Source organism: Capsulimonas corticalis (assembly GCF_003574315.2).
Lineage (GTDB): Bacteria > Armatimonadota > Armatimonadia > Armatimonadales > Capsulimonadaceae > Capsulimonas > Capsulimonas corticalis.
The window spans coordinates 7,138,012-7,163,589 of record NZ_AP025739.1 but is presented as its reverse complement, the minus strand read 5'-3'; the positions used below and the strand labels follow the sequence as shown (position 1 = coordinate 7,163,589).

The following is a 25,578-nucleotide window of genomic DNA, read 5'->3' as shown; positions in this document are numbered from 1 at the left end:
GAAGTCCGATTGCTCCATACGCTGCATTATACTACCCACGTCAGGATTTGGGTGTCTGGCAGCATATCTTATTCATAACTTTGCCTACCGTACGCAATCAGGATTCCGCCCTTGGCATTGACGAGGGAGGCCTGTTAGCGTAGGCTGGGGGAACATATAACTGTCTGCCATGTCACTGCCCAAAATCAACCCGGGCTATCGCCCGCTCATCGCCGGCGCGGTGTTCTACGGCATTCTTATCGCATATGGCTGGTATGGGCTCGGGCCTTCGGGCTCTCTCCCGTATGCCGGGGAGGTGGAATCATTTATCTCCGGCTCATCTCTGATCGTCTGGCCCCTGATCTGCCTCTTCTCGCTTCAGATATTTTCCATGCAGAAGGATAGTGAGGGGACGAAGGGACGGCGCAACGTTGAGGGAATGTTGCTCTTTCTCCTCGCGATGGGCCTGCTTCTTGCCCTCGGGCTCAGTCTCCTTCTCGGAGAATGAGCAGCGCTTTCTTGAATTTGCGCGACACCCGTGAGAGCTGCGATGGCCTACTTGTTGGTCCGAGTGAGCCGCCGCCCACGCCACCATAGCCGACTGAAGCATCTCCTTGCACGCGAGATTGCACCCGCGCAACCCGTCTCGACTACTTGTGGGAGCCGGCCTAGGCTGGACAGGCGGCACGATCGTGTTCCGCAAATACCTGCGTGAAGAGGAGGATAGCTGTGCGTATCGAGCCGTACGGCCGCCACTGGGCGGTCTATGACGCGCGAGGAGATCTGGTCTGTCTCGCCGTCTATCGCAAGGGAGCCCAAGAAGTTATGCGGCGGCTAACAGAAATACAGATTTGGCTGGGCGCTTCCCGCAGACATAAGCGCCGGCGGCCGAGAATCCATGAGGGGACCATACCGGTCGCGTTCTGAGAAAGGATAGGTATATGGCGTATCCGACGGAAATTACGATCGAGACGGGAGGCGTCGTCCGCGAGGGTGGAGGCGACCAGAACGTCCGCGTATGCGTTACGTGGGCGCTGGAGCGCCATGACGACCTGGAGACATTAGCGGACAGTCTGTCGGCGGATCTCGAACGGGCGCATTCCGCCGTTTGGCGCGGCGTCCAAGGCGGCGGGTCGCTGCCAAATCCGGAAAAGCCACCGCTGGAGATGACTGATCTGGCTCAGCCGCGCGGCGAGCCGCAACGGGCGGAGCCTGAGCCGCCCAAGGCGGGCGCAGGGAACGGGCCTTCTGACGCTCCGGCGACCGCTCCGCAGGTCATCGCGCTGAGGTCCCATGCCTTCCGGGCGGGAAAGAGCCGCGCGGAACTGGACGCGCTGGCCGCCGAGCGGTTCGCCAGGGATTCCGTGGAGCTTCTGACGAAGATCGAGGCGGCGTCGTTCCTGATGTCCCTGCAAAGGGACGGATGGGGAGCGTCCGCCGCGCCCATCGCCTGACGGGCATACCATTTCAGCCCGCTTTTCGAAAGGAGAGCGGGCCTTCTTGTACATGGCGTCTCAGCATTCCTTGGGAGACAGTCGATCTGGGTCTATCGTCCGGCGCCGCCTCCGGTGGCGAGCCGAGGACGCGCCGCAGCATCTGCAGGGTCTTCGTCGCGCTGGTCTTCCGCTTCGTTGCCTCGCTCTTCGGACTGCCCTTCTTCCACCCGCCGCGCTTGCCGTTTTCCTGAGCCGCCCGTCGCTTCGCCGGAGAGCGCGCTGAACCCATCCGCCGGGCCGTCTCGGAGTCGAGGCCGGGTTCTCGGGGCTGATCGCCTGCTGGACTGTCGTCGGTGCGCATAGCCGCAGCATCGCCTAGTTTCGGCCGCCGGTCAACCGGAGCGGCGCGCCGATGGCATCGACCGTCGCGGTATTGACACCATACCCAACGCTTTATAGTGTGGAGGCACTGACAAGTAATCGCTCCGATATGAGCACCCGATCCGCGATCGCTCGCGCAACCGGCCCCGGCACGTTCGCCGGGCGCTACGTCCACTTCGACGGCTACCCGGCCGGCGTTGGCCAGGCCCTCTGGGACCTCTACCACGGCGAGTTCGACGGGGACCTCGACCGCATGCTCGAGGCCATCATCGACCGGCACCCGGCTGGCTGGTCGAGCATCGACGACTACCCCGACAGCTGCTACTGCCACGACCGGGGCGAGACGCGCCGGCTTACCGTCACCCAGAGAAACGCCTACCGGCTGTGCTGCGAGTTCGTATACGCGTTCGAGGCTCCCGAGCGCGGCGCGCCGACCATGCGTATTCTGGCGGCCCACGACGGGCGCGGCAGGCCCCGATGGGAGACCCTGGCGGAAGTCGCCCTTGATGGTCACGAGCCTGACTGGACATCCATGCATGGAACGGATACAAGCGCCGAACACGACGATTGATCACATGGGACCAACAGTCCTACCACGTCGTACTGCCTCAAGATTGCTATCCCCCTCTCCTCAGCAAAGGGTGGGGGATCATCACAGTAAGACGTGACATCGTGTCTCGTGGATCTTTCCGCAGGCGACCGCGGCTCTATGTGTTGATTGGTAGTGGGCTGGAGCCGGTCGGCCTGGCGCAGCCGGACGACGAGGGGCGGCACAGTGAGCTTAACGCGCCGCATACGGATAGCGGGGAGGCGGGGGCAACGGCCCCGCTGCGGCCGCGCTCAGGTCGTCGCGCCTCGTTCCTGCTGTCCCTGCTGAGGGATGGATGGTAACCGTCCGCGCCCGTCGCCTGACGGAACGCACCGTTTCAGCCCGCTTTCCGAGAGGAGAGCGGGCCTTCTGGAATACGTCGGGGGCATCCCGCTTGTGAGAGTGCTTCCGGGAGATCGAAAAAGCCCGCGAGCAATATGCTCGCGGGCGGGAAAGTCGTCTCAATACTCCGATGGGAGGAGCAAAGTCGTAACCGAGCGGTCGGCCTCCGTAATAATCCAAAGCGCAGCGCCGCCAGCCAGCCGGTAGCTGGATAGGAGGCGCAGCCCCTTCCGCGCGGCGGAGTCGTTCGCCGCCCAGTTCTCCGCGTCCGCCTCGCCCCAGTCGCACCTGCGGTGGCGTTCCAGGAGCTCTTCAGGCGACTGCTCCGCCCTCTCAAGGGCCTGGAGCGCTCCTGGGGTGGCCACGACCTGCCCCAGGGGGAACGGCGTGGGATTGTCCATAGCTCGCCTCCTATAGTGCAGAAGCGGTTTCCGGCGCGCCATCGACGCGCCGGAACACGGACGCTTCCGGGTCGACACGGAGGAACCCCGCCCGCCCGTCCAGCAGGATCAGGTCCTCCGGAATGGAGACGGTGGCCCGGTGGGCAGTTAGCCCCTGCTCCGACAGGAACGAGGCCACCTCCTCCCAAAGGCTGCGCCAGGCAGAGTGTACGTTTCGCCAGTCCGGGGCGACCGGTTCTCCGTGCAGGCGGGCGACCGATCCGGCGCTGACCCGGCAGTAAATGACGGCGTTCCGTTCGGCCAGCTGCATGCAGGCGACGACCAGTCGGTCCTGGCGCATGCCGCAGGACGTCCGGCCCGGTTCGATCAGCGGGGCGGCGAGCACCGGCCGGGACGGATCGACCGCCCGCGCCCAGTCCTCCAGGTAGCAGTAGCCGACGAACGTGGCCGGCTCACTCCGCAAAGTTCGTGACAGGGTCATTCGGATTCTCCTCTCAATTGTACGAGAAGCCTGGGTCGAAGGGCGGAGCCCGCTGCCTCCTTGCTTCTCCCATCAACCGTAACTCCACGGGCGGCAGCGTGCAAGGCGGCTTTTCCGCGTGAAATGACATCGGTTGCCCAATGGTAAATTTTTGTTAAAGTGAACGGACGGGATGGGCAGTTGGAAACCCGGAATTTAAATACCATCGCAATGACGCAGCCCCTGAGAAAGATCACTCCGAAATTTATGGCGGACGCGAAGAGATATCCGGCGTTTACCGCCGCCGTCCAGGCGGCGAAAGCCGGCGGCTTGCTTCCAGCGGTCGAAGTGTCGCTCGAGCAGTTCAACGACGACCCTTTCGGGCTCTACGCCTGCCTCTGGTACGCCTGGAGCGAGGGCGTTCGCGTGACGCTCGTTGCTCCAAAAGTAAGCGACTTGGACTGATCCTTGAAAATTCTGCTCCTCAAGCTCCTTTCCGAACCGCAAGTTCCTAAGTGTAGGGCGTCTCGTTGCGCCTCTTGGCGCATTGAGCTCTACTGGAGGAAACAGTTCGCCGGGGCGGGACCCGGCAGGAGGAACGCCTGAATACGACTGAGACCCTGCTGCCTGAGGCCGCCGAACCATCGGCGGCCTTTTGGTGTGCAGACCAGATGGCGATTTCCCGCGCGCAAGCGTGCTGGAGAGCGTCCGGGAATCCGTTCACGATGGCTTGGACGAACGAGCGACGCACACGGAAGAGCTACTAACCATTCGGAAAGGAGGGAGCATGGAAAGCCCCATGGGGCATCAGGAGCGAGAGCATGATCGGGCAGGGAGCAGGGTCCAAAACCGAGTCGCGGCGATCATGGCGCACACCACGCGCTACGCGTTCAAGGGCCAGTCCCGCCTGGCGAAGGACGCCGGGGCGTCCGAGGCCGCCGTCAGCCGCCTGGTCAACGGGTGCTCACACCCGTCCTACCGGCTGGTATACGCGGTGACGCGGGCGCTGGAGAGGGCGCTGGGCCGGCCGCTGTCGCCGGACGAGATCGTCTCCTACGGCGGCTCCTACCCGACGCCCTCCGTCTGCCGCCTCGCCGGCTGTCCCGGCTGCCTGCCGGACGAGGCCTATGACGAGGATGAGCGCCTGCGCCCCGAATTCCAGGGAGTGAAGCCGGGCGACTGGTCGCTGCCTGGGCTGTTTCTCCCCGCAACTTATTTGCAGCCTTTAATCGCAAACCAAAAGGAGGACCGATGAAAGCATCCCGATGCGCCTGCCCGCCGGCAGGCAAGCCCGAAGAGCCGAAGATCCTGCGCCGCGTCCGCGAGAGGCTGCTCGCCCTGAGCTATCCCGAGTTCCAGCGCTGCCTCCAGCAGCTGATGGAGGCGATGGGCTACGCGGACGTCGCGGCGACCGGCCGCACCCGGCGGCGGGGCCACAACTCAGACGGCGGGGCCGACCTGGTGGCGTGGCTCCAGGCGGGCGTTACGCGGTTCCGGATCGTCGCGCAGGCCAAGCAGCTGACGGAGCCGGTGCAGAAGCGCAGCGTGGACGAGCTGCGCGGAGCGGCCCTGAGGCTGGACGCTCGCCAGGGCCTGATCTTGACAACCGCCGGCGTCTCGCCGGTCGCCCGCGCCGCCGCCGCGTCCGTCCCTGCGACCCCCATCCGGCTGATCGACGGGACGGAGCTGGCGGGACTCATGGTCCGCCACGGCATAGGGGTTATTCGCGACGCGGGCGGCGCGGCCTTGGACGAAGGCTACTGGAAGAGCATCTCGTCCAGCCGGCAGGCATATGCCGCTGCGCCCACGAAAGCGGGCGAAGCGGAAGCCGGTCCCGACGGTCCGCCGGAACAAGCCGCCGGCCTTTGCGGGCAAGGAACACGGCCGGAGTTTCGCTTCCGCGTGACCGTCTCGCTGGTACGGGCGGACGAACCCAAGAGGGAAGGGGGCCAATGATGGGGCGCTCGCACGCGCTGGCCGGCGTCGCCTCCCTGTGGCTGCTCGCCGCCGTGCCGGGCGGGCTGTCTGGAAGCGGCCCTTTGGACGGCATCAGCGTTCTGGCGGCGATCGCCGCCTTCGGGGCGCTGCTTCCGGACCTCGACGCCTCCCGGTCCAAGCTGTCTGCCTGGGAAGTTGCCGGCGTGCGTCCGCTGGTCCCGCTCTCTGCCATGGTGCATCGCGCCTGGGGGCATCGCGGCCCGCTGCACTCGCTGTACGGTCTCATCCTGGTCGCCGGTGTCGGCGGCATGCTCATTCCTATATGGGGATGGCGTCCGGCGTCAGCCTTGTTGCTTGGGTACGCAAGCCACCTGGCCGCCGACGCCTGCACGCGCACCGGCATCCCGTTCCTGCCGTGGCGCAAGCGCCGCTGCTGGCTCCTGCCGCCATGGCTGCGCATCTCCACCGGCTCGCCGGCCGAGGACGCGCTTCTGCCGCTGCTCGCTGTTACCGCCCTGTCGGTCCTGCTCGTCCACGCCGTGATGTAGCCCGCACGACTTTCCGAACCCTAAACGAACCGCCATGGCCGAACGCCGCTATTCCCACCGACTGCCGAGGTCCGGCTGCCTGTCATCGCACCAGGATCAGCGCCACGCCGCTCCGCGCAACCAGCAGCTTGCCCTCCTCCTCCATCTCGCCCGGATGATGCTGCGGCTCGCCCGCCGGGTCCCGTGGTCCCGTCTCAGCGGACCGGACCAATCGGCCGCAATGGAAGCCGCAGACATACTGAAGGAGGCGCTCGGCGCGGTGCCTGCGCCGCCCGGCAGGTGAGGCCGGCGCGGACCCCTGACCGGCGCCATCGTGTATCCACTGATTGTCGCCATCGTAGACATTATCTCAGCATCCGCCCATGGACAGCAGCGAGACCCAAGCCCTATCGCCGTGGGAGGCGGCGCCGTTCGTCGTCGAGCACCTGAGGCTGGACCCTCAGCCGGACGGCAGCTTCCGGCCGGCCGCGTGCGTGCTCATTACGCCGGCTCTACGGACCTCAGGCCTGCTGGCGTCGCTGCCGGCGGCGGAGATGCAAAGCCTGCTCTTCCTGCTGAGCTTCGTCACGCCCAACGGCCGGTGCCTTCCCTCGGTCCAGGAGCTCGTGGCGGCGACGGGGGAGCCCGAGCGTAGCGTGCGCCAGCGCATGGAGCGCCTGGCCGGGGCGCAGTGGCGCGGGCAGCCGCTCGCGCACGAGGTCGAGCGGGAGAGCGGCATGGACGCGTTCGCGCCCGGGCGCGGGGTCCTGGCGGACGTTCTCCGCGAGCCCGAGCCCCCGTCGAACTCAGGGCAGGGGCTTCGGGAGGAGCCGCAGCGGAGCACCCGCGACGCCGCGATCGCCCACTCTCGCGCGCGCTACACGAGGCCGAGGGACGAGGTGGAGCGCGATATCGCCGAGTTCTACGGGTGGGAGCTTCCTGGCGGCAGCGGTTCGAACGCCGGGTCCACGGGCGGGGGGGCGGAAGATAGGGAGCGCGTCGAGTTGCGCCGCCGCCTGTTCAGCGTCGGCATCGGCGGGGACCAGGCGGAGGCGATCCTCGATGAGTTTCCAGCCGGGCGGATCCGCCGGCAGTTGGACTGGCTGCCGTACCGAAAGGCGCGGGAGAGATCCCGGCTGCTGATCGCCGCCATCGCGGAAGACTACGAGGAGCCGCCTGCGCTGCGTGGTAACAGAGCACAGAGTGGCGGCATCTCCCGGCGAGGCTAGATTTTAATGCCGCAACGGTTCAATTAAAAGGACGCTCTCCTGGAAGTGGCTGCGGCTTATTAAGGGTTTCAGTTCCGCCACGGTTCAATTAAAAGAAATCAAACGCTCCGCGCTTCGCAGCTATATCAATCTGTTTCAATACCGCAACGGTTCAATTAAAAGGCTGGGGCGACGGGTTCGCCGCTGGCCGTGAACGTGTATCCAGGTTTCAATTCCGCTACGGTTCAATTAAAAGAGAGCGGCAGGCATACGCAAAAGCTGAGCGCAAGCCTGTTTCAATTCCGCTACGGTTCAATTAAAAGGGGAAGAGTACGCGGAAATCCGGGACCGCATACATCATGTTTCAATTCCGCAACGGTTCAATTAAAAGAATTAAAAGCGGCCCTTGTCGAACAATGTGCGGACGACGTCGAAGATGTTTCAATTCCGCAACGGTTCAATTAAAAGTGGTCGCGCGGGAGGCAGGGTTATCTCTCGACCCAATTTTGTTTCAATTCCGCAACGGTTCAATTAAAAGACGAATGTGTACGGCGGTGTCGGGATGAGCGATAATCTGTTTCAATTCCGCAACGGTTCAATTAAAAGCAGTTAATCGTGAATTCTGAAAGATCCATTATTCGCCCTTGTTTCAATTCCGCAACGGTTCAATTAAAAGCGCCCTAAACAATGGGCGCATGTGATGAGCTGGAAACCGTTTCAATTCCGCAACGGTTCAATTAAAAGCGGCCGGGAATGTGTCATAGGTAGTAAACTGGGATCCAGCTTGGTTTCAATTCCGCAACGGTTCAATTAAAAGACGGGAACAACCACGGGATCCACCACGGGAACAACCAGTTTCAATTCCGCAACGGTTCAATTAAAAGGCCACATTTAGACTTCCGTCGAAGCCCTACGCCCATATGTAGAGGGCAAATATATTGTACCTCCGATCATTGCGTTCTGACAGGGCTGCCGATGGGGAAAATACCCGTCAAGAGTCGTCGGTCTCTACTGTGAAGAGAGGGTACCGGAGGCCGACGACGATGCGGAAGGGGGATTGGTCAGAAGAAATTGTCGACCGGCAGCTTTTCGACGCCCATGATCTGGCGGTCAACGAAATGGTCGTCGCGCATCACCCACAGCAGGACGGAGTCGCGGCCGGAGACGATGATCTTTTCCAGGCCGGCTTTCATCTTGGCGAGCTTGGAGTCCGAGAGTTCGCCTTCGAAGACCGAGTTCTGGATGCGTGGCAGGTAGCGGCGCATGTACTTGCAGACTTTGTGCACCCGCTCCTCCCCGATGTCGTATACGAGAATGATATACATGACGGTCCTTTCCCTCGTCGTCACCACCATGCGCGAAAGGCGCGGTAAGGTTCGACATCCGTCAGATGGCGGACGAGCTTGTAGCATTCCAGTCGGATCAGATGGCGGTACGTGACGTGGCGGCCGAGGCGGCGGTGCTTGATGATCGTGGCGAGGCGGTCTTCCAGGGAGCGCAGGAACAGGCGCTTGCCGGCGTCCGTGAGGAAGCAGCCGTCCATGCTCTTGTCGAAGTGCGAGGCGTCGAGCTGACCGGTGTTGATCAGCCGGAAGATGGCGCGGTCCACGATCAGCGGCTTGAACATCTCCGAGAGGTCGAGCGCCAGCGAGAAGCGGCGCGCGCCGGGCTCGTGCACGTAGGAGATGGTGGGGGTGAGCTGCGTCCGGTAGATCTCTCCCAGGCAGGTGGTGTAGAGGACGCTGTTGCCGAACGAGATCAGCGCGTTGACCTCGTTGTCGGGCGGGCGGCGCACGCGGCGCTCGAACAGCCACTCGCTGCTCAGGATATGCCGCCAGGCCTGGTAGTAGCGCTCGCGCATCTTGCCTTCGACGCCGCGCACGGCGTTGACGTGCGTCTGGGCGCCGATGAGAGCGGCCAGCGCGGTGACGGTGGCGCGGATCTGCCCGAGGGAGGGAGCGTCGTCGTTCAGCGTAAGAGAGGATTCGAGCGGGTCGAGATCGTCATCGGCCTGGAAGTTAGTATCGACGGACGGATCGTCCAGGGCGGCGTCAACGGCGGCTTCCGTTTCGGGATCGCCGGGGAGCTCGGCGTTCCCGATCTCCCCTTCGGGCTCACGCTCCGCAGCCGTTCCAGGGCGCCGCCGGTCGTAGTAGGCGATGTTGCGCAGGAGGGAGTGGGCGGAGCCGCGCACGATCTCGCGCGCCAGGGCCAGCCGCTTCTCGGCGTCCTGGTAGTGCTGGACCTGCTGGACGAGCAGGTATCCGGAGTGCAGGTACTCGCGCGGATAGTAGCTCCCGCTGTAGAAGCCGTGGTAGTTGAAGACGTGGAGCGGGATGCGCTTCTGGCTCAGGAAGTTCAGCAGCTTGGTGTTGATGTCCACCTCGCCGTAGACGTACAGGCTCTCGACGTCCTCCACCGGCAGCGGCTTTTTGGCGCCGTCGGCCGTCTCGATGTAAAGGGTGTTGGACTCGCGCCGCACCCGGCCGTTGGACAGGACGTAGTAGTTCTTCACGGAAGTTACCCCCAGCACAGGTCTTGATAGGCGCAGTTCTTGCAAAGCGGCATCGGCGCCGGGACATGCGGCGGCCGGGGCAGTTCCTTGACAGCCTGCGCCGCCGCGATGGCCTCCTCAACCTCCGATTCCCGCGCCGGCGTCAGCGTGATGTCCAGTCGCCGCCGCTCCTTGGGATAGTCGATGACGGCGGTCGTCACGACGCCCTTCTCGTGCTTGAGATACCAGAGATAATAAAGCACCTGCATCTGCGCCGCGCGCTCGCCGCCCCGGCTCTTCTTGATCTCGTGAATCTTGCCGTCCTCGGTGAAGTCGATCCGCAGCAGGCCATCGATCATGACCTCCCTCTGCCCGCGCCCGGCGTAACTGTCCCGGTGCAGCTGCGTCCCGATCTCCACATTCTCATGCCCGGTACCCCCGGTGACGTGCTCCTGCTCCATGCCGTGTGAGAACCACCAGAGCTTGCGCGGGCAGAGCGCGTAGTAGTGGACCTCGGTTCCGGTGAGGGGAGTGTTAGGGAAGGGAGGAATGGAGGTCATGATGTTTTCTTATCGCCAAGACTTAGCCCTGTTTCCACACAATAGCGCGCTGGCGGAACTGTCCAGATCTCTATCGTTTCCTCGCCGACCGTGAGCAGAACATGATCACGATCTTTGTTCAAAATCCCCGCTTTGATTGCGGCGTCAAGACGGTATTGCGGGCACTCTATTCCATGATCCAGTTGAAAACGGCGGAATCCATTCCACGTCATGGCGTCTAGCAGTCCGTCGCTCTCTACACCGCTGGCGTTGACTTCCGCATAGACTTTCGTTTGTGGGGCAATATCGCGGCTGCGCCAGTCCTTCGTCTCATCATCATCTTCGCGCGCCTCTGCTTTGGGAAGTATGAGCCAGTTGCCGACAATGCATGTTTCTAGTTCCCGGCAATTGTCGCGCACATGCGGAGCGATGGCGGAGATCGTAGGATAGACTTCGTTGACCAAATCCACGAATCGGTGTGCGGTATACTCGCCATCGACAACTAACTCTGCGGAGCGAGACAACGCCTCCCCGATTCTCCATCCGCTTCCCATCACGTAAGTTCCATAAGGCGCGGGATAAAAAATGGAATCGTCGTTGATATCTTGATAGGGATCGACAATGAATAATTCTCCCCGCTTCTCCTTGAGCTCTCCAACGCGATCCTTGTAGAAGCGGGCGAGGCGTCCGGCGCGCTGGGTAAGGCGGTCCACCGGGCAGAGGTCGCTGATCATAAGGTCCGCGCTGATATTGACGCTGAGTTCGCCAATCTGGGTAAGGATCGCTACCCCGGTTGGCGGCGCTTCCTGTTTCCAAGCTTCGCGCCCTAGCATCTGGTATAGCAGTTCTTCCTTTTGCGCCTTGTGATGTTCTAGAAAACGGCTATGGTAAAGCACTACGTGTTCGGGGCGAAGGTTATGCTCAGTGCGAATGCTTTTCTGGAACCAGTCGTAATACTCTTGCGCCCTGGCGACAGTATTCGTGTAGATAATGGTGGCTTCGCCGTCCAATGCCCTCTGTAGATGGGAAGCAATATCCTCGGGATGGCTAGATTTGCCGAGCCGAGTGAGGTGGCAGCGCACGCGATCATAATCCGTCAAATCCTCGTGGATTTTCTCGACTGTGAATCCTGAGAGCGAATAGAGGTGACGTGCGGAATCGGGAGCAGTGGCGCTCATCAACAATACAGGAACGTCGAATTGGCGCAGCGCGCGCAGCAGGGCGACGATGTTGTGCTGAGTGAAATCGTCGTAGAAATCCGCTTCGTCGATCACAACGCACGAATTCATCAAATTGAAGAAAATAGCGTGATGATCTTCACGCGTTCCCGTCAAGGAGATACACAAATGGTCGATTGTCGTGACGGTAACAGACGAATCGAGGGTACGAGCGAGATCCAGATCCTCACTCTGAGGCTTCAGCCAAGCTGTGGAGTGATACAAGCCGCACTGACTGAGCTGCTTTACATTGCTTGATGCCAATGCGCTTGCCGTGAAACGGGTTGGCATGGCGATGATCAAACGATCGGCAAGCCCTTTCTCGATTTTATGCTTTGCCCAGAGTAGTGCGGCGTCTGTCTTCCCAGAGCCTGTCGGCGCACGCAGGATTGCGAACGCTTCGTCCTTAAGTTCTTCGATCTTAGCTTGAACGCCGCGCTTCTCATTGTAAGGGAAGTTGTATTCGAAAGGTTTGATTGCGGCGACGGGAGATCCGCCTTCGATCGCGCTTGCGCGATGGTCGGCCAACTGGAGCAGGGATCGAGGGCCGGCATAACGGTAACGAGTCTCAAGGGCGCGCTCTATTTCATAGATACGAAACCCATCGGCGATAGCGGTAAATTCCTTCCAGAACTTACCGAACTCTGAACGCTCTTCTCCCCAGCGGTGCTCGTGCCGACGGCTCAATTTCCTATGGTGCGCGGCAATCGCAACACGCACGACATCAGGGAGAGCAATTCCTGCTTTATGGATGAATTCCAAGGATGCCAATTCATGGCGGATTTTTGCATTCCGAAGAACTGTTCCCTGCTTCTTGGTCAGTTGAAGATATTCATAATCGCGGCGGCAAGCATCTTGCCACGGCTTGCATTTTTTTCCCTCGTCGTGCCATTTGACCGCAAGCCGTGTGAGCGCTTCAAGATCGCCGCCGGTACGGCGGCGATACTTTTCACTCGTGAAGGAGCGGTTTGGAAAGATCACGTCGCATTGTGCCTCCAGGTCTGCGACGTGAACTTCCAAAGTAATTCCGCTGGGTTTCGCCAGATAGGTCACTTTCCCGCCTCAAACTGGGAAGTCGTGATAGGAGCGGCGCCATCGGTCGGATCGAAGAGGGAATTCTCATTGAGAAATTTCAGCGCCTTGACATAGGCGATGGAGACGCTGTCGCCTTCAGCCGAAGTATCGTCGCCGAAGAAATAGGTTGCGCCCCGATGCTCCAGCTCGTTCAGTATGTTCTTTCGTTCCGTGTCTTTCGCCCGGAAGTATCGGCTTGTCTTGCGGCTAAGCTTTGTGTCGAATACGATGAGAACTTGCTGCGGCTCGCCGCTGACGGCATTGCGCGCCTGATTGGCGTAATCGACGAGAGATCCGGTTGCTTCCAAGGCAAGCTGGACACGGCGCAGCCGCTCCGGTTCATCGACGTGCTTGACGTATTCCGTGGAGACATGCATATCCTTCTCGTAGCGATGCCGCTTGCGGATACTGACGGCGCCGATATCGATGAAGAAGTTCATCAGCATCAGATCGTCCTGGCTATATTCCCGTGTCGCCAGCGCCTGGCTGCGTTCGCTTTCCTTGTCCTGATTGACCTTAAGGCGAATAAGCAAATCTCGCCCGACACGGCTTTCCTCCAGAGCAACCGCCGGCGTGGCACTGAGCGGAGCTGTGCGCCGGCCGCTATAGCTTCCCTTATTGGTGTCCAAAAAGCCGCCGAGGTCCGCCCGTAGGTCATTCTCAACGATCGTCGTCACCCCATCTCCATTTGAGATATAGGTTTCACCGTGCTTCGGATCGGAGAAGTTCAGGCGATCCATAGCGCTGAAAAGGGCATGCCGCTGCTTCTGGCCCGAGATGTATACTCTGCCGTCGGGGCGCTGCTTGATCGAAGACGCGTTCCCTAAGATCTTATCGCCGGCGTTCGCGATATGGTCGCTCATGGGAGCGATCAGCGTTACCAGAATTCCTTTGATGATCATTTGCTTTTCCTGTTTCTTCAGTGAATATTAACCGTTCAAATCGTAGTCTGAGGCCGGGCTTATGTCGCTCTCTTTGTCTTTCGTGGCAGAGGAGCGAAGGCGCATATAGACCATCAATAAGTGCCGCGCTTGCTCTGCCGTGATGCCGCCATTTGCCGGGCCAATCATGGCGGCGTCTAGAAACGGCTTCGCTTCGTCGGGAACATCGCCTTGACCCAGGCGGCCAGCCTGCGAAATGACTTGTGAGATCATGGCGAGCGGATCGCGCGCACTCATCGCCACACTTTCGAAGGTGACAATGATCTTCGCCTTGGCCTTACGCACCTCTTTGTCGCGATCTGCTTTCTTCTCACTCACGTCGGCATAGGCGGCGAAGTAAGCGACGCGGTTGAGCCACTGCCCCAGGACGCCGGCGGCCTCAACAATGGAACGATCAATCAAAGGCCGGTCAGAAGCTTCATTCATAAAATACCTCTCGAATAAAATCTGCGTTTCCGCAGGATAGGCGGTCCTCATGGCAAGAAAGTCCCGAAAAGCCGGGAGGGTGAACAATTGAAGAAACCGGCTGGTTGCGAGATGGAAGAGCTGCCGTTTGGGATCAGACCAGAGCGGGCGGTCTTCATCAATTTCCTCTCCAAGACGAGTCTCATAAGCGAGTTTATTCACGATCTCTGACAGCTTGCCCTCACGAGCAAGGTCCGTGACATGATGGCTAAAGTGAACCTGTGAGATGCTGTCGTAACTAATGATATAGAGAGGTCGCCCTGCTAGATCGCTCAATACTTTGTCCGCCCAAGGAAGCTGATTGTAACGATGCGCCCAGTAACCGATCGCCCCCAAAAGCCCGACGGGGCCAAACGTCGCCGCATCCCGCTGAGGCGCGTAAGGATAGTTCCCGTGAAACATTGGAGGGCGCTGAAACTCCGACTTTTTCTCTGGTTTTGCGCGACGCGTATCGGTGCTTTTCGGCGCCGACGATGCCAGTAACTCTATGTTCTCGGTGGCGGCCATTTTTTCAAAGAGTTCGATAAAACCGCACAATTGCTCAATTTCCAAATCAGGAAGGATGACAGTGTTTCGCTGATTGATCCAGGCTGCGGGTTTTACAGGCGTCAGAGTAGTTATGACGGAGCATGCCGCTTCAAAGAGCGTGCTGCGGGGCGGAGACTGAGAGCGCTTGCCGTTATTGATCTTCGCCGTGGTGGGCGCATAAGACCGGCTTAAATCAATTGCAGTATCCAGTCCGCGTCCTGACTTCAAATCCTTTAAAATCGTGCTGGCGTTGTCGTAAGTGCCCTTTGCGTCTCCGTCGGTGGTGACAATCGTGGGGAACAGAAACACGCCGCGAGCGGCTAAGCCCGCAGATTGCACGAGCTTTGGCTCGTCCGTTAACTGCGTTGCCTTGATAGGGTGATATGTCATCGGCTGTCCAAGCCCAGGCATATCGTCCGTCTTCATTCGGAAATGTTCCAATCCGCGTTCAATCGCCTCAATAAGAAGTAGGCGCAGATCATCATCTTGCAGATCATTGAGACGATTGCTCTGATGATAGACGGCGGCGGCGAGGCCGTATTTGGGGTAGGGATGGACAATGTTTAGCATACGGGCAATCATTCCATTGTTCTCCATTCCGCATCCACCCACCCGTCATTCGATCCCAGATACAAAGGAGCCGCCGGGGCCAGGATCGCCTGCTCCAAAGCTTGCGCCATTGCAAGAGAAGTCTCGACACGATACATATATGGACCAAGTGGCAGTACGTACTCTCTGCGAGTCGGGCTGATATAATATTGCGGAAAAAGCGAACTCAGCACATTGAGATGAACGGTATCGCCGTCCTGAAAGTCTGTCAGCATCTTCGGGTCTTTACTTGCCTCGGCCCGATCATTGACGGTGACCTTTCCTCCGGCAATCGCGTCCATCAGCGGAATCGCTCTGGCGTCATAGGTTCGGCTGCCCCCGACGAACGATGGCCCGTTCAAATGCTGCGCCCACAAGTCCTCGAAATGAATCACAGCGGGCAGATGGGGTGTTGTGAAACGCACATGGTGCTGCAGCAAACTTCCAAAGCCGACTCCGGAAAAGCGCGGAGCGGCTCCATGAATCTTCTGCATGCGCTTCAGCAAAGCGCCCCGTGCTTCCGAAAAATGCCAGCCCAGGGCATTCTCCAGCATGCCGTAGAGCATATCATCCGACGGAGCCGGCTGACTGCGATAATATTTTCCCGGCATTTTGACAACCATCGAGAGGGGAGCGAGCGCATCGATCGTCAAAATACCGACAGACGAGAATTCCGGCTTCGCCTCAAGAAGGTGTAGATCTTGGATCATCGTATTAATGTCTCTCTTCGTACGCACAATTTTAATCCGAAGCGACCTGGGGAGCCAGAACGGAGGCTGCTTGGCCGAATTTGGCGGAGGGTTTATCTTGTATCGCTTCGACGTTTATCACGTCAGCGCGATCATCCCAAACCCGCTCGCATTCTTCTCCCCAAAGCCGCACTGATAACCCACCTCTATCAACTCTGCGGACCCCGTCACGGCAAACGGCGCGTAGACGCCGATGATGTCGATGCCGTGGGCGGTGACCTTTTTAGCCCCCGCGTACTTGTCGCGCTCGATAAAAGCGGGATCGAAGCGCACTTCGAGTCGGTCATCAAGGGGCGGCTTGCCGTGCAGGACCTGGTGCTTGCGCAGGAGGTTGGTGCGGACGGCTTGCGAGAACTCTCCCGGATCCGTGGCGCGCAGGTAGCGCGTGCCGCGTTCGTTGCGCACGGAGGCGACGATAGGCGACTGGCAGGTGAAGCGCATTGTTTCAAAAAATTGTGGAGGCGTCAGAGAGTCGATGGCCTGGATGCGCAGGGTTGCGGGGCCGACGCGCAGGGTTTCGGAGGCGAGTAGGCCGATGGCGATGTTTTGCAGGAACTGCTCGACGGGCGAGGCGATGATCCAGTCGATGACGCCCGGAGCGTAACGCAGCATTTGCGGGGGAGCGGGGGAGCATCGGCCGCGCAGCCAGGAGAAGCAGAACATTTTGAAGCGCCGCGCGCCATCGTCGGTAGGGTAGCCTTCGTCGTGGAGGAAGCGGGCGTAGTCGGCGTCGGACTTGTCCAGCAAACCGTACACAATCGCCGTTAGGTACTCCTGATAGTTGATCGGAATCATCACTGGCTCGGCTGCTTCAAGGGATACGCGCAATCTCATAAGGTTCTCCTGGAATAAGGATAGCACACCGAGAGTGCAATAAAGTTGCACTGGATTATGCGTCATAAATTTTTGAAAGTCTTTTTGCTTCGCAGGCGATTTCGTCACGCAAAGTGGCCGGCTCCAGCACCTCGACCTCGCCGCCGTAGCCAAGCAGCCAGCGCCGTACTTCGGCGACGCCGGCGACATGCAAGGTCAAGACGAGGCCGCCGTCGGGGAGATCTTCGATTGTCTGAGTGGGATGGTAGGAGCGCTCGCGGATCCAGCGCGCCTGGTAGGGGGTGAAGCGGGCCTTCACGAGGACGGTTTCCTCGCCGTGGCGCAGGTGCAGGCCGCGCCGGTAGTGGTTAATGTCGAAGTCAGGGTCCGGGAGGAATGCGTTTGCCGGACTGAGGACGGTCCATTCGCGGATGCGCCCGGCGTAGAACTGCCGGATGGCGGACCGCATTTCGCACCAGGCGACTAGGTGGTACTCGCCGAGGTGGTTGATGATGTGGTAGGGGCGGACAGTGCGTTCGCGCATTTCGTTTCGGTGGAGGCTATAGTAAAGGATGAGGACGCGCTGGCGTGTCTTTACCGCGCGCCGGCAGTCCTCCAGCAGTGCGTCGGGGATGCTCACGTTGTGCGACGGGCGGATGGCGCCGGTCACGGTTTCCAGGTGACGCTGATCCAGGTCGGGAAGAAAGCGTGTGCAGGATTGGAGCAGCAGACGCAGCGGCTCCGCGTCGCCTTTCCCCAGGAACTCCACGGCGGCGATCAGCGCCCGGCTCAGAGCGCCGGCTTCCTGGGTGGTAATCAGCAGGGTGGGAAAGACAAAGGACGTACTCGTATAGGTCCATCCGCCGCGTACGCGGTCGTGGACGATGGGGGCGTTCATTCGGTCGCGTAGGTATCGGATATCCCCGAACACGGTTCGGCGCGAGACCTCAAACCGCTGCTGGACAACCTTCACATTCGGAAACTGCTCAGCTCGGATCGCGGCGTCGATCCACTGTAATCGCTCGGGTTGACTCATAACGCCGGTGGTTTACAATATGTGCGAGAGCAGAAGCAAGGGGGCGAAATTCGTCTTCCCTCTCAGCGTGTTTTGGATCTCAATACCGCAACGGTTCAGTTAGCAGAAGTCCCGAGGGCGAAAGCGACGCGGGAAGCCGTCATACGTTTCAATACCCCTGCGGTTCGATTAAAAGATAGCGATTATCGAACCGCCGGAGATTTGCGCTTCAAAGTTTCAATACCGCTACGGTTCAATTAAAAGTTTGCCACGCGATGATTTCCGCCTCATTGGAGCCCTTGTTTCAATACCGCTACGGTTCAATTAAAAGCTGGACGGGCGCAAGGCGGAAGCGACGAGCTACGAGAGTTTCAATACCGCTACGGTTCAATTAAAAGCGGTCAAGAAATGCATCAGCATCATAGGCAATCTCCTGTTTCAATACCGCTACGGTTCAATTAAAAGTCCGTCCAGGCTGATGCCCATAGCCTATTTACATAGTTTCAATACCGCTACGGTTCAATTAAAAGGAGGTCCGCGATGGACGATTTCCTCGGCAGCGGACTGGGAGAGTTTCAATACCGCTACGGTTCAATTAAAAGGAGATCGGCTGTCCCGCTGTAGCCTCGTGCAGCCACTTGTTTCAATACCGCTACGGTTCAATTAAAAGCGGAACATTGACCTCGTAACTCCCGGAACGCGTGAGCTGGTTTCAATACCGCTACGGTTCAATTAAAAGCCTCGCGCCGCCGTTCGCTGATCTTCGAGGCGCAGAGGTTTCAATACCGCTACGGTTCAATTAAAAGGCCCAGTGCTTCAAGAGAACCTCCTATAGCGCCAAAGCGGTTTCAATACCGCTACGGTTCAATTAAAAGTTTTATTGTGCGCTATCGTCCTCGTTTTAGAGGTGTTTCAATACCGCTACGGTTCAATTAAAAGCCCACATCTTGACGTCCTCGGAAAACATACTCCCATATACAGTAGACGAATATATTGTACCCCCGATCATGGGGATCTGATAGGGTCGTCGGGGATGGAAATTTCCTTCAAGAGTCGTCGGCCTTTACTGTGAGAGGGGCTATCGGAGGCCGACGACACAAGCGAATTGGTATTGACGGAAGATAGTTCCTATGTCGTCACAGGAGATCATCGTGTTTACAACCATCCTGCCCTTGTTAGGCAAATAGTTGTTCAGCACGATGCCACGCGTTCCGACTTGTGCCGCATGGCTTCCTTCGCCTACTTGGTCCACTCCCGTTGCCGAGCCCGCCTGTACTCGTCCCAGCTTCGCTGTTCGATGGTGTTCATGCCGCCATTACTAACGGCGGATTCCCTCAAGGGGACGTGCGTTGCCTTCGCGCAAACGGGCTCGCGCCGGGCGATGGTGTGCGGTACAGTATGCCCGTACCTTGAGTGTTGTCGATCATAGGAAGCCACGAGAGGATTGCTTCCGCGAAAAGCTTCCAACTTACTCCAGGAAGGTCCACCAACCTATATTTAGGTGTGTCCAAAGAGGTTAAAACCTGGTATGGGAGCGACATTTCAGCGCTTCCAAAACCCGATTTTCGCCTGTACGTCAGAGGGCTGTCAAACAGCATTTGTGTGATCAGTCGCTTGTTGTGGGTATCCCCCGATTTCCAGGTCTGGTAGGGATCTTCCAGCAAGCAGACAACCCGGTCGAAGGCGCTTCCAACATCCACGTCCCCACGTGTCGCCTCGGCCGGTTTTTGTGTGAGAATAAGGCGCTTTCGCTCCAGTTCCACGATGCTTTCCTCAACCGCGCGGATCGCCGTCTCGTTGCTGAGGATGACAAGCTTCTGCGTCAATTCACGCACCTGACCCTGGATGCGGCCGGCCTCCATCTGCCGGGCTGCGGCTCGATTGTCCATGTCGCGGTACTCTTCTTCCCACGTCTCAACAACCATCTGCCGCGCCGCCTGTAGGACAGGACGTTTGAGGTGATACCTGCGGAGGAGCCCTTCGAACTCCCGCTCAAGGTCGTCCGCGCCCGTGGTCTTGCCGTACTCGGCGCATCCTTTGTGATAGCAATGATAATAGAGGTAGCGGCGTCCCTTGTTCGTTGTGCCGCTCCCGGTGAGTGGGTGACCGCATACGCCGCACGAGATGAGGCGGCGGAGCGGAAACTCGTCGTGATCGCTCGCCCGCTTGATCGGAGCCCTTCGCTCGGCGAGCTTGTCCTGGATCTTCTGGAACGTCTCCAGGCTGATCAGCGGCTCGTGCACGCCCCTGCAAAGTTGGATCCCCCACGGCTTGTACTCAAGGCACCCGGCGTACAGCATCTCGGTCATCATAGTGCGCACGCGGTTGAGTTCCACCGTCACGCTTCCGCGTCGTCCCGAGCCGAAGAATCCGTGCGCGCTCAGGAACCGCTGCACGTCCATCAGCGAGAAGAACCGGTTCGAGGCGAAGCCCGTCAGCGCTTCCCGGATCAGCTCTGCCCGCCCGCCGTCCGGCACCATTACCTTCCGGTGCGCGCCCGTCCTGCCCATGACGTATCCCGGCGGGCAGCGGAAGGCCCAGTGCCCCGTCTCAAGGCGCGCCTTCATTCGATTGAGCACCTGCTGGCGGTTCTGGTTGCGCTCCAGTTCCGCAGCGCCTGCCAGTACGGTCTCCATGAAGTTGCTCTCGGGGCTGTCCTCGAACCGGAAGGACGGGCTCTCCAGTCGGCTGCCGCACTTCGCTACCGCCGCCTTCAGCGCGATGTGGGTTTCGACGCTCCGGGCGAGGCGCTTGAGGTCGTCGATGATCAGGACGGTGGGCGAGGAGCGCTTCTGCAGGAACGTAAGCGCCTGGTGGATTGCCGGACGAAGCAGGGTGCCTCCGGAGACCCCCTCCTCCCGGAACACCTCGACTACCGAGTAGCCGTGCGCCTCCGCGTACGACCGGCAGCGCTGCTCCTGGCTCTCCAGGCCGCTTCCTTCCTGGATCTGCCTTGCTGAAGAGACGCGGCAATAGATGACGGCCTCCTCTGTTGTTGTCACCATGCGAATCGATTACTTATTGGTCGCCTTCGCGCATTCCGTCCCGCTCCTCCAGGCAGCGCCGGATCACCTGCCGCACGACCGTGCGCAGGCGCCGGACGAACTCGGCCTTGTTGGCTTCGGAGGCGGGGATGTCGCGAAGAATCAGAGCATACTCTGGCGGGAGCCCATCCGCAATATGCGGCCCAGATTCGGGAGAGTGCGCATTGTCGATCCCGTCGGGCCGTGTGCCGTTGTGCGGAGCCATATGCCGGAGTTAGCGCGAATAAGGGTTACCCCGACCGTTCGATGTATGCTTCGGGAGAGCCTCCTTATCCTCGCACGCGGCCAACCTCGGTTCAAAGCGGGTTGCTTTGTGGGAAGACAGGCAACCGGTGCTCCTCGGTATGTTCTCCAGTAGTTGCCCGAAGGAAAGCGTCGTCGCGGTATCCCGCTGGCTGGGAGATGATTCCCTCGCTACCAGCTAACCGCATACGCCATGGATAGACATGCCAACGATGCCTACGATCTGCGCAAGATGCGCACGTTCCCGGTGCCGCTCGGGATCTACGAGATGCTAGCAACGGCCAGCCGGGCCGAGTGCCTGGTCGTAATCGCCGTTGCCAGGTCCACCCTGGGCTGGCAGTCCGGCGAGCCGGGCCGGCGGAGGTCAACGGCGGCCCTGACCCACCGTCAGCTCAAAGCGGCGACGGGATGCCGCTCCTCGACGACGATCAGCGCCGCCATCGATGGCCTCGTGCGGCGCGGTCTGCTGGAGACGCTGTCGGACGGCGGCGCTATCCTCGCGACCTCGGAGCAGCGCCGCCACTACCACCGGGCGCTGCGGTTCCGGTTTCCCCGCCGCCTAGTCGAGACGAAGGCAGTATGATGGTGCCAATCAAAATGTGGATAATCCTGTGGATATCTTTGATCGACCTGGGATGGACTGTCACAGCCTATTGTGAAGCTGCATCCCACTATCGTGGGAAGCGTTAATAAAAGGAAGAAAATAAGATCGGAAATAAGAGGTGGGGGGCACGAAGACTGCTGCGGATTGCCTTGAACTGGTCGGGGCTGAAGCCGGAGGCGCTCCTCGTTGCGGCGGACGAACTCCAAGAGGAGGCCGCCGAGCGCCTCGCGGTGCCAGCGAAACTCCGTCATCGCGCCTTGCTTTATCGTTTCGCTACGGGCTACGTGGAGAACACCTAAATGTGAAAGACAGGTGGATCAAGACACAAAGAGGTGATCGATTTTGTTACCGCACGTCGCGACCCACGTGATCTGAGTAGCCAATTGAGAAATGAAAGGGATCAATAAGTAGCAAACAAAGGCGGGATATTGTGGAAGAACACGCTCACGCACGGGCATTGTCGTCGCTTTTCTGAAAGACGACAGGTTCGGGCGGTTCGCCCACCAAAAGCCAAACCACTGGGCAGCCCAGAGCCAGCGACAGCGCAAGCACCTCAAGGTCGGTCACCGTCCTACGCGCCTTCTCGATGCGGTAGATGTCGCGGCGGTCGGCGACCCAGGCCCCGCCGGTGACCTGAGCGAGCTTTGCGCAGAGCTCGTCTTGCGCAAGCCCAAGCCGTATCCGCCGGTCCTCCACTCGTGAGCCAACCTGGTTCATCGCCCCGTCTGTTGTCCGAAGCCGTGGGAAACCCCGAGGCATGTCTACCACCTGACTCCGTTACTTGCCTCCTCATTATCCAGAATAACGACAGTCCGAATGACCTTAAGTAGGGTCATTATGTGGTATACTCGCGGATATTCGTGAGGCGGGGAGGCGACAGGATGGGACATGACGCGCAGTACACCGTTGGGGAGGTCGCGGACGACGACGGCGTTTCAGCCGTCATAAGGATGTTTCACGAAATCGCCGACGAGCAGTCATGGCGGCCCGGCTCCCAACTGCTGGACTACGCTCGGGCCTCCGTCCACTTCGCGGCGCATGTCGGCGCATCCCTGGCCGGGGGACTGCAGCTCGTTCCGGGAAGCTCCTGCGAAAGCCTTCCCTGCGAGATGGTGTGGCCGGATGTCCTGATCCCAAGTAGAAGCGCGAGGGCGCACATCTCGATCATGGCCGTCCGTCCCGAGTACCGGGGAACGGCCCAGCTGCTCTGGCCGCTGTGTATTGAGATGTGGCGGTACTGCGCGGCGCACGCAATCGCCGACATTTCGCTCGAAGTCACGCCGAGCACCTACAAGCTGTACCTGCGCCTGGGCTGGCCGCTTGAGATCATCGGGGAACTGCGCCCGCATTGGGGCGAGGAGTGCTTCCTCGCGAAGATGGGCGTCACGGACGTGGCCGGCGCGATGGTCGTCAGGGCGATGCGCTCCCACAGCTACCGGCATATCGTCGCGATGATGGGCAGGCCGTTGGAACGCCCAAGTCCGTTGCAACGGACGGCGGATTTTGAGACAGTATTGGCGAAGGTCTCGTAGCCGCGCCCGCCTTTCCGGTCGGAGACCTCAATTACCGCCTAACTCCCGAAGCCATGACCCTCCTCACGGCGTCCCTCTACCTCCTCTGCCTCGCGTTCCTCCTCGGATCGGCGGTCTTCGTCCTTTCCCGGAATCCGGGATCGAGGCTTCACGGCTACTATTCTCTGCTCGCCATCGCCCTGCTGGGGTGGGTCGGGACGCTCTTCGTCTTCGGCAGCCTGCCCGAAGGCAGGACGCTGCTTTTGGTCGGAAGGGCGAACTTCGCCGCCGCCGCTCTCGTCGCCACAGCGAGCTATCTCTTCATGGCGGAACTCGCCGGGCGTGGAAGCAGGCTGTACGCCCGGCTGTGGCTTGAGACATCGTTCGTTGTCGCGGTCTCCGCCTTCACCCCGCTGATCGACGGCGCGGAAACCGTGCAGGCGGGCCAGCACCTGACGGCCTACGGCGTCCTGTTTCCACTGTACATCGCGCACGTGGTAGCCATGCTCGGAGGCGCGGTGGCCACCGCCTTGCGGCCAGGCGTCCGGCTGGCCGCAAGGGACCGCAATACCCTGAAGCTCATCGGGGCCGGCATCCTGGCTACGGCCTCGGTCGCGGTCACCACGAACATCGTCCTGCCGTACTGGTACGGCGACTTCCGCCTCATCAACGTCGGCACTCTCTCCACAATACTTCTCCTCGGCACTGTCGCCTACGCCGTGTTCGTCCAGCACCTCTTCAATATCCGGGTGATCGTTAGGACGACGGTGATCTACGCGGTCATCATATCCTTTGCGCTTGAAGTCTATCAGGCAGCCGTGGCGTTCCTGGCCGACCTCCTGCCGCTCGGCAACCCGACCGAGCGGCACTTCGCCGCCACCGCGATCGCGCTGATAATCAACGCGACCACCAACCGGGCGCTGAAGGACTGGCTGGAGCGGGTGGTCGATCACGTCGCGCGGAAGGGGAGGCCCATGCCAGCGGAGGGTAGGAGTTAGGGCGGCAGGGAATAGGCGGGGATCAGATACGCGGCGGCCGAGGGTGTAGTCTCGGAAGGGTCGGGGCTCCCCGGTAGCAGCGTACAGTTCCATCAGGGCCACCTTGCACCTCCGGTCGGCGTACCGGGCGTTCCGTGGGTCCGCAAGGAACGCTTCCGCCATACGGCCCAGCCCGTCCAAGCCGCCTTGCCCGCGAGAAGCGCCATGCGGGCGTGCTCCAGCTTCGACTTGAGAGGCACCTATCCCCTCCTTAATACGTTTCTCCACTCACTCCCTTTTCGTGCCGGAGCGGTCACGGCTGCATTTCGGTCGCCCCGGCCGGTTGCGCCCGAGGTCCGGGATCATCTGCGCCTGATCGGGTGGGGCATCCTGGCGACGGCCTCGGTCGCCCTCGTGAGTAACGCTTTAGTGCCGTACTGGATCGGAGACTTCCGATGGATTCACCTGGACACACCCTCGACCATCCTGCTTCTGATGACTTTAGGCGCGGCCATATTCTCACACCACTTTTTCGACGTCCAGGTGGTCGTCCGGGCCACGGTCGTCTACGCCGGGCTGACAACGCTGGCGCTAGAAGTGTACCGGTTAGCCCTTAACTTCCTGGCGCGCCTGCTTCTGTTGGGTAGCCCATCCGAACACGCCTTCGCCGCTACGGCGCTCGCGTCAGCCATTAACGCCTTTACCCAAGAGCTGGTGCGTCGCTGGCTGGAACGAGCCGTTGACCGCATGGGGCCGTAAAAGCGTCAGATACGTTGAACATGTCTTTGCTGGTGGACCCAATTATGGGGAAATCGAAGGCGCAGAAAGGCTTATAAAAGCGCTCCAGGAAGGGAATATGCAGAAAATTGAGCTTGCGTCAGCGATAGACGTCCGTGCGTGGGAGGAATCCAAGTTGCCGAAGCGAAAGGGCGTCACGGCTCCAGGCGGTCCCAGCGGCCTCCATCAGGACTGAGTGCCGCCTCCTGGTCGGTAAGATAGAGGCGGATCGAGGGCTCGGCGCCGGAGACCTAGCAGAGCGGGGAAGGCCCGCATCATCCCTAGGGAACTCGGGATCTAAAGGCGCAGAGTATGACTTCCTGCTTGGTGCCGCATCAGAGAAGCTATTCTCACCCTGGTAAAAGAAGGGCACTACTCCTTCGCCCCGCTAACGCCGTCGCCATGAGGCTTCGCCTGTTTCTTCTCCCACTCGATATGGGCCAGGCCGTAGGTGCCGAGGTAGAAGAGCTGGAGGAAGAGGGTCGCCCCCTCGCGGGCCTGCTCCCCATCCAGCCGGATTCCAAGCTCCCTCTCGTAGATGCCGGCGAACTCCTCAACCTCGGCGTCGGTGGGGACGGGCAGGTTCATGGGTTGGAACTAACGATAGACTCGACCGTTATAACAGGAGGCAAGTCGCCGCGCAAGGAGCATTCCAACCGATCACGTTCTTCGGGTGCGATCTAAGGTGCGCGGCCGCGTATACGGGGGCATAATCTATAAAATCCAACTAACATACCT

30 protein-coding genes and 2 CRISPR repeat arrays are annotated in these 25,578 nt (G+C 60.3%); of the genes, 13 read left to right on the top strand and 17 right to left on the bottom strand.

Annotation, left to right across the window (positions count from 1 at the left end):
- Positions 1 to 169: 169 nt before the first annotated feature.
- Both D5261_RS31305 and D5261_RS31300 read left to right on the top strand, forming a co-directional pair.
- Positions 170 to 487: a hypothetical protein gene (locus tag D5261_RS31305; RefSeq protein ID WP_119321696.1), complete on the top strand. Its 318-nt coding sequence runs from the start codon at positions 170 to 172 to the stop codon at positions 485 to 487.
- A 433-nt stretch (positions 488 to 920) separates the two neighbouring features.
- Positions 921 to 1,433, top strand: coding sequence for a hypothetical protein (locus tag D5261_RS31300; protein WP_119321695.1), 513 nt, complete (start codon positions 921 to 923; stop codon positions 1,431 to 1,433).
- A 13-nt stretch (positions 1,434 to 1,446) separates the two neighbouring features.
- Here the strand turns inward: D5261_RS31300 and D5261_RS31295 are convergent, their stop codons facing one another.
- Entirely contained in the window at positions 1,447 to 1,776 is a 330-nt protein-coding gene (locus D5261_RS31295; protein ID WP_125206012.1) for a hypothetical protein, read from the bottom strand.
- A 72-nt stretch (positions 1,777 to 1,848) separates the two neighbouring features.
- On the opposite strand from D5261_RS31295, the gene D5261_RS31290 reads away from it, so the two are divergent.
- Positions 1,849 to 2,367: a hypothetical protein gene (locus tag D5261_RS31290; protein WP_301002364.1), complete on the top strand. Its 519-nt coding sequence runs from the start codon at positions 1,849 to 1,851 to the stop codon at positions 2,365 to 2,367.
- Positions 2,368 to 2,507: 140 nt separating this feature from the next.
- On the top strand, positions 2,508 to 2,687 hold the full coding sequence (locus D5261_RS31285; RefSeq protein ID WP_125206010.1) for a hypothetical protein: 180 nt from the start codon (positions 2,508 to 2,510) through the stop codon (positions 2,685 to 2,687).
- A 159-nt stretch (positions 2,688 to 2,846) separates the two neighbouring features.
- On the opposite strand, the gene D5261_RS31280 is transcribed toward D5261_RS31285, so the two are convergent.
- Both D5261_RS31280 and D5261_RS31275 read right to left on the bottom strand, forming a co-directional pair.
- On the bottom strand, positions 2,847 to 3,092 hold the full coding sequence (locus D5261_RS31280) for a hypothetical protein (RefSeq protein WP_218025598.1): 246 nt from the start codon (positions 3,090 to 3,092) through the stop codon (positions 2,847 to 2,849).
- A gap of 46 nt (positions 3,093 to 3,138) precedes the next feature.
- Positions 3,139 to 3,609, bottom strand: a complete 471-nt coding sequence (locus D5261_RS31275) for a hypothetical protein (RefSeq protein ID WP_119321691.1) — start codon at positions 3,607 to 3,609, stop codon at positions 3,139 to 3,141.
- A 246-nt stretch (positions 3,610 to 3,855) separates the two neighbouring features.
- Here D5261_RS31275 and D5261_RS31270 point away from each other — a divergent pair, with 246 nt between their 5' ends.
- The 4 genes from D5261_RS31270 (at position 3,856) to D5261_RS31255 (ending at position 6,074) form a co-directional block, all read left to right on the top strand.
- A complete protein-coding gene (locus tag D5261_RS31270; protein WP_125206009.1) occupies positions 3,856 to 4,053 on the top strand; it encodes a hypothetical protein in 198 nt (65 codons plus the stop codon).
- Between the two features lie 322 nt (positions 4,054 to 4,375).
- Positions 4,376 to 4,843, top strand: coding sequence for a hypothetical protein (locus D5261_RS31265; protein ID WP_125206008.1), 468 nt, complete (start codon positions 4,376 to 4,378; stop codon positions 4,841 to 4,843).
- Complete coding sequence (locus D5261_RS31260) at positions 4,840 to 5,544, top strand: restriction endonuclease (protein ID WP_119321688.1); 705 nt, start codon at positions 4,840 to 4,842, stop codon at positions 5,542 to 5,544. The genes D5261_RS31265 and D5261_RS31260 overlap by 4 nt, the downstream gene beginning before the upstream one ends.
- The gene (locus tag D5261_RS31255) at positions 5,454 to 6,074 is read left to right on the top strand and encodes a metal-dependent hydrolase (RefSeq protein ID WP_125206007.1); all 621 of its coding nucleotides are present in this window, start codon (positions 5,454 to 5,456) and stop codon (positions 6,072 to 6,074) included. The genes D5261_RS31260 and D5261_RS31255 overlap by 91 nt, the downstream gene beginning before the upstream one ends.
- A gap of 82 nt (positions 6,075 to 6,156) precedes the next feature.
- On the opposite strand, the gene D5261_RS31250 is transcribed toward D5261_RS31255, so the two are convergent.
- On the bottom strand, positions 6,157 to 6,285 hold the full coding sequence (locus tag D5261_RS31250) for a hypothetical protein (RefSeq protein ID WP_301002363.1): 129 nt from the start codon (positions 6,283 to 6,285) through the stop codon (positions 6,157 to 6,159).
- Positions 6,286 to 6,436: 151 nt separating this feature from the next.
- On the opposite strand from D5261_RS31250, the gene D5261_RS31245 reads away from it, so the two are divergent.
- Positions 6,437 to 7,282 (top strand): hypothetical protein, encoded by an 846-nt coding sequence (locus tag D5261_RS31245; protein ID WP_119321686.1) that lies wholly within the window; start codon positions 6,437 to 6,439, stop codon positions 7,280 to 7,282.
- A CRISPR array of direct repeats spans positions 7,283 to 8,145; the repeat unit is 30 nt; unit sequence GTTTCAATTCCGCAACGGTTCAATTAAAAG.
- Positions 8,146 to 8,322: 177 nt separating this feature from the next.
- Here the strand turns inward: D5261_RS31245 and cas2 are convergent.
- The 11 genes from cas2 to D5261_RS31190 form a co-directional block, all read right to left on the bottom strand.
- Positions 8,323 to 8,586 carry a CRISPR-associated endonuclease Cas2 gene (cas2, locus tag D5261_RS31240; protein WP_119321685.1) on the bottom strand — a complete coding sequence of 88 codons (264 nt, stop codon included), beginning with the start codon at positions 8,584 to 8,586 and terminating at the stop codon, positions 8,323 to 8,325.
- 20 nt (positions 8,587 to 8,606) lie between these two features.
- The gene (gene cas1 / locus D5261_RS31235) at positions 8,607 to 9,776 is read right to left on the bottom strand and encodes a CRISPR-associated endonuclease Cas1 (protein ID WP_218025597.1); all 1,170 of its coding nucleotides are present in this window, start codon (positions 9,774 to 9,776) and stop codon (positions 8,607 to 8,609) included.
- Positions 9,777 to 9,781: 5 nt separating this feature from the next.
- Positions 9,782 to 10,315 (bottom strand): CRISPR-associated protein Cas4, encoded by a 534-nt coding sequence (gene cas4, locus D5261_RS31230; RefSeq protein WP_119321683.1) that lies wholly within the window; start codon positions 10,313 to 10,315, stop codon positions 9,782 to 9,784.
- The gene (gene cas3, locus D5261_RS31225) at positions 10,312 to 12,564 is read right to left on the bottom strand and encodes a CRISPR-associated helicase Cas3' (protein WP_119321682.1); all 2,253 of its coding nucleotides are present in this window, start codon (positions 12,562 to 12,564) and stop codon (positions 10,312 to 10,314) included. Before cas3 ends, cas4 begins: the two co-directional genes overlap by 4 nt.
- Positions 12,561 to 13,487, bottom strand: a complete 927-nt coding sequence (gene cas7p / locus D5261_RS31220) for a type I-PGING CRISPR-associated protein Cas7/Csp1 (RefSeq protein WP_119321681.1) — start codon at positions 13,485 to 13,487, stop codon at positions 12,561 to 12,563. The genes cas3 and cas7p overlap by 4 nt, the downstream gene beginning before the upstream one ends.
- A gap of 27 nt (positions 13,488 to 13,514) precedes the next feature.
- A complete protein-coding gene (locus tag D5261_RS31215; protein ID WP_125206006.1) occupies positions 13,515 to 15,116 on the bottom strand; it encodes a hypothetical protein in 1,602 nt (533 codons plus the stop codon).
- Positions 15,098 to 15,817, bottom strand: coding sequence for a hypothetical protein (locus tag D5261_RS31210; RefSeq protein WP_119321679.1), 720 nt, complete (start codon positions 15,815 to 15,817; stop codon positions 15,098 to 15,100). The genes D5261_RS31215 and D5261_RS31210 overlap by 19 nt, the downstream gene beginning before the upstream one ends.
- Before the next feature lie 117 nt (positions 15,818 to 15,934).
- The gene (gene cas6, locus D5261_RS31205) at positions 15,935 to 16,690 is read right to left on the bottom strand and encodes a CRISPR-associated endoribonuclease Cas6 (protein WP_165864228.1); all 756 of its coding nucleotides are present in this window, start codon (positions 16,688 to 16,690) and stop codon (positions 15,935 to 15,937) included.
- Positions 16,691 to 16,745: 55 nt separating this feature from the next.
- The gene (locus D5261_RS31200) at positions 16,746 to 17,705 is read right to left on the bottom strand and encodes a helix-turn-helix transcriptional regulator (RefSeq protein ID WP_119321677.1); all 960 of its coding nucleotides are present in this window, start codon (positions 17,703 to 17,705) and stop codon (positions 16,746 to 16,748) included.
- A 76-nt stretch (positions 17,706 to 17,781) separates the two neighbouring features.
- A CRISPR array of direct repeats spans positions 17,782 to 18,623; the repeat unit is 30 nt; unit sequence GTTTCAATACCGCTACGGTTCAATTAAAAG.
- Positions 18,624 to 19,018: 395 nt separating this feature from the next.
- The gene (locus tag D5261_RS31195) at positions 19,019 to 20,689 is read right to left on the bottom strand and encodes a recombinase family protein (RefSeq protein WP_119321676.1); all 1,671 of its coding nucleotides are present in this window, start codon (positions 20,687 to 20,689) and stop codon (positions 19,019 to 19,021) included.
- A gap of 13 nt (positions 20,690 to 20,702) precedes the next feature.
- Entirely contained in the window at positions 20,703 to 20,933 is a 231-nt protein-coding gene (locus D5261_RS31190; protein ID WP_119321675.1) for a hypothetical protein, read from the bottom strand.
- 231 nt (positions 20,934 to 21,164) lie between these two features.
- Here D5261_RS31190 and D5261_RS31185 point away from each other — a divergent pair, with 231 nt between their 5' ends.
- Positions 21,165 to 21,554 carry a hypothetical protein gene (locus D5261_RS31185; RefSeq protein ID WP_119321674.1) on the top strand — a complete coding sequence of 130 codons (390 nt, stop codon included), beginning with the start codon at positions 21,165 to 21,167 and terminating at the stop codon, positions 21,552 to 21,554.
- Positions 21,555 to 22,019: 465 nt separating this feature from the next.
- Here the strand turns inward: D5261_RS31185 and D5261_RS31180 are convergent, their stop codons facing one another.
- A complete protein-coding gene (locus tag D5261_RS31180; RefSeq protein ID WP_119321673.1) occupies positions 22,020 to 22,292 on the bottom strand; it encodes a helix-turn-helix domain-containing protein in 273 nt (90 codons plus the stop codon).
- 164 nt (positions 22,293 to 22,456) lie between these two features.
- On the opposite strand from D5261_RS31180, the gene D5261_RS31175 reads away from it, so the two are divergent.
- The 3 genes from D5261_RS31175 (at position 22,457) to D5261_RS31165 (ending at position 24,822) form a co-directional block, all read left to right on the top strand.
- On the top strand, positions 22,457 to 23,107 hold the full coding sequence (locus D5261_RS31175; protein ID WP_119321672.1) for an N-acyl amino acid synthase FeeM domain-containing protein: 651 nt from the start codon (positions 22,457 to 22,459) through the stop codon (positions 23,105 to 23,107).
- Positions 23,108 to 23,160: 53 nt separating this feature from the next.
- Positions 23,161 to 24,084, top strand: a complete 924-nt coding sequence (locus D5261_RS31170) for a hypothetical protein (RefSeq protein WP_119321671.1) — start codon at positions 23,161 to 23,163, stop codon at positions 24,082 to 24,084.
- A gap of 408 nt (positions 24,085 to 24,492) precedes the next feature.
- On the top strand, positions 24,493 to 24,822 hold the full coding sequence (locus tag D5261_RS31165; protein ID WP_125206005.1) for a hypothetical protein: 330 nt from the start codon (positions 24,493 to 24,495) through the stop codon (positions 24,820 to 24,822).
- Positions 24,823 to 25,212: 390 nt separating this feature from the next.
- Here D5261_RS31165 and D5261_RS31160 read toward each other — a convergent pair whose 3' ends face one another.
- Complete coding sequence (locus D5261_RS31160; protein WP_119321668.1) at positions 25,213 to 25,428, bottom strand: hypothetical protein; 216 nt, start codon at positions 25,426 to 25,428, stop codon at positions 25,213 to 25,215.
- Positions 25,429 to 25,578 lie beyond the last annotated feature (150 nt).

Bases quoted from the DNA above. Each gene is read 5' to 3' on its own strand.
- D5261_RS31305 (WP_119321696.1), top strand. From the start codon at position 170: ATGTCACTGCCCAAAATCAACCCGGGCTATCGCCCGCTCATCGCCGGC.
- D5261_RS31300 (WP_119321695.1), top strand. From the start codon at position 921: ATGGCGTATCCGACGGAAATTACGATCGAGACGGGAGGCGTCGTCCGC.
- D5261_RS31295 (WP_125206012.1), bottom strand. From the start codon at position 1,776: ATGCGCACCGACGACAGTCCAGCAGGCGATCAGCCCCGAGAACCCGGC.
- D5261_RS31275 (WP_119321691.1), bottom strand. From the start codon at position 3,609: ATGACCCTGTCACGAACTTTGCGGAGTGAGCCGGCCACGTTCGTCGGC.
- D5261_RS31270 (WP_125206009.1), top strand. From the start codon at position 3,856: ATGGCGGACGCGAAGAGATATCCGGCGTTTACCGCCGCCGTCCAGGCG.
- D5261_RS31265 (WP_125206008.1), top strand. From the start codon at position 4,376: ATGGAAAGCCCCATGGGGCATCAGGAGCGAGAGCATGATCGGGCAGGG.
- D5261_RS31260 (WP_119321688.1), top strand. From the start codon at position 4,840: ATGAAAGCATCCCGATGCGCCTGCCCGCCGGCAGGCAAGCCCGAAGAG.
- D5261_RS31245 (WP_119321686.1), top strand. From the start codon at position 6,437: ATGGACAGCAGCGAGACCCAAGCCCTATCGCCGTGGGAGGCGGCGCCG.
- cas2 (WP_119321685.1), bottom strand. From the start codon at position 8,586: ATGTATATCATTCTCGTATACGACATCGGGGAGGAGCGGGTGCACAAA.
- cas4 (WP_119321683.1), bottom strand. From the start codon at position 10,315: ATGACCTCCATTCCTCCCTTCCCTAACACTCCCCTCACCGGAACCGAG.
- cas7p (WP_119321681.1), bottom strand. From the start codon at position 13,487: ATGATCATCAAAGGAATTCTGGTAACGCTGATCGCTCCCATGAGCGAC.
- D5261_RS31215 (WP_125206006.1), bottom strand. From the start codon at position 15,116: ATGGAGAACAATGGAATGATTGCCCGTATGCTAAACATTGTCCATCCC.
- D5261_RS31210 (WP_119321679.1), bottom strand. From the start codon at position 15,817: ATGATCCAAGATCTACACCTTCTTGAGGCGAAGCCGGAATTCTCGTCT.
- cas6 (WP_165864228.1), bottom strand. From the start codon at position 16,690: ATGAGATTGCGCGTATCCCTTGAAGCAGCCGAGCCAGTGATGATTCCG.
- D5261_RS31200 (WP_119321677.1), bottom strand. From the start codon at position 17,705: ATGAGTCAACCCGAGCGATTACAGTGGATCGACGCCGCGATCCGAGCT.
- D5261_RS31195 (WP_119321676.1), bottom strand. From the start codon at position 20,689: ATGGTGACAACAACAGAGGAGGCCGTCATCTATTGCCGCGTCTCTTCA.
- D5261_RS31190 (WP_119321675.1), bottom strand. From the start codon at position 20,933: ATGGCTCCGCACAACGGCACACGGCCCGACGGGATCGACAATGCGCAC.
- D5261_RS31185 (WP_119321674.1), top strand. From the start codon at position 21,165: ATGGATAGACATGCCAACGATGCCTACGATCTGCGCAAGATGCGCACG.
- D5261_RS31180 (WP_119321673.1), bottom strand. From the start codon at position 22,292: ATGAACCAGGTTGGCTCACGAGTGGAGGACCGGCGGATACGGCTTGGG.
- D5261_RS31175 (WP_119321672.1), top strand. From the start codon at position 22,457: ATGGGACATGACGCGCAGTACACCGTTGGGGAGGTCGCGGACGACGAC.
- D5261_RS31170 (WP_119321671.1), top strand. From the start codon at position 23,161: ATGACCCTCCTCACGGCGTCCCTCTACCTCCTCTGCCTCGCGTTCCTC.
- D5261_RS31160 (WP_119321668.1), bottom strand. From the start codon at position 25,428: ATGAACCTGCCCGTCCCCACCGACGCCGAGGTTGAGGAGTTCGCCGGC.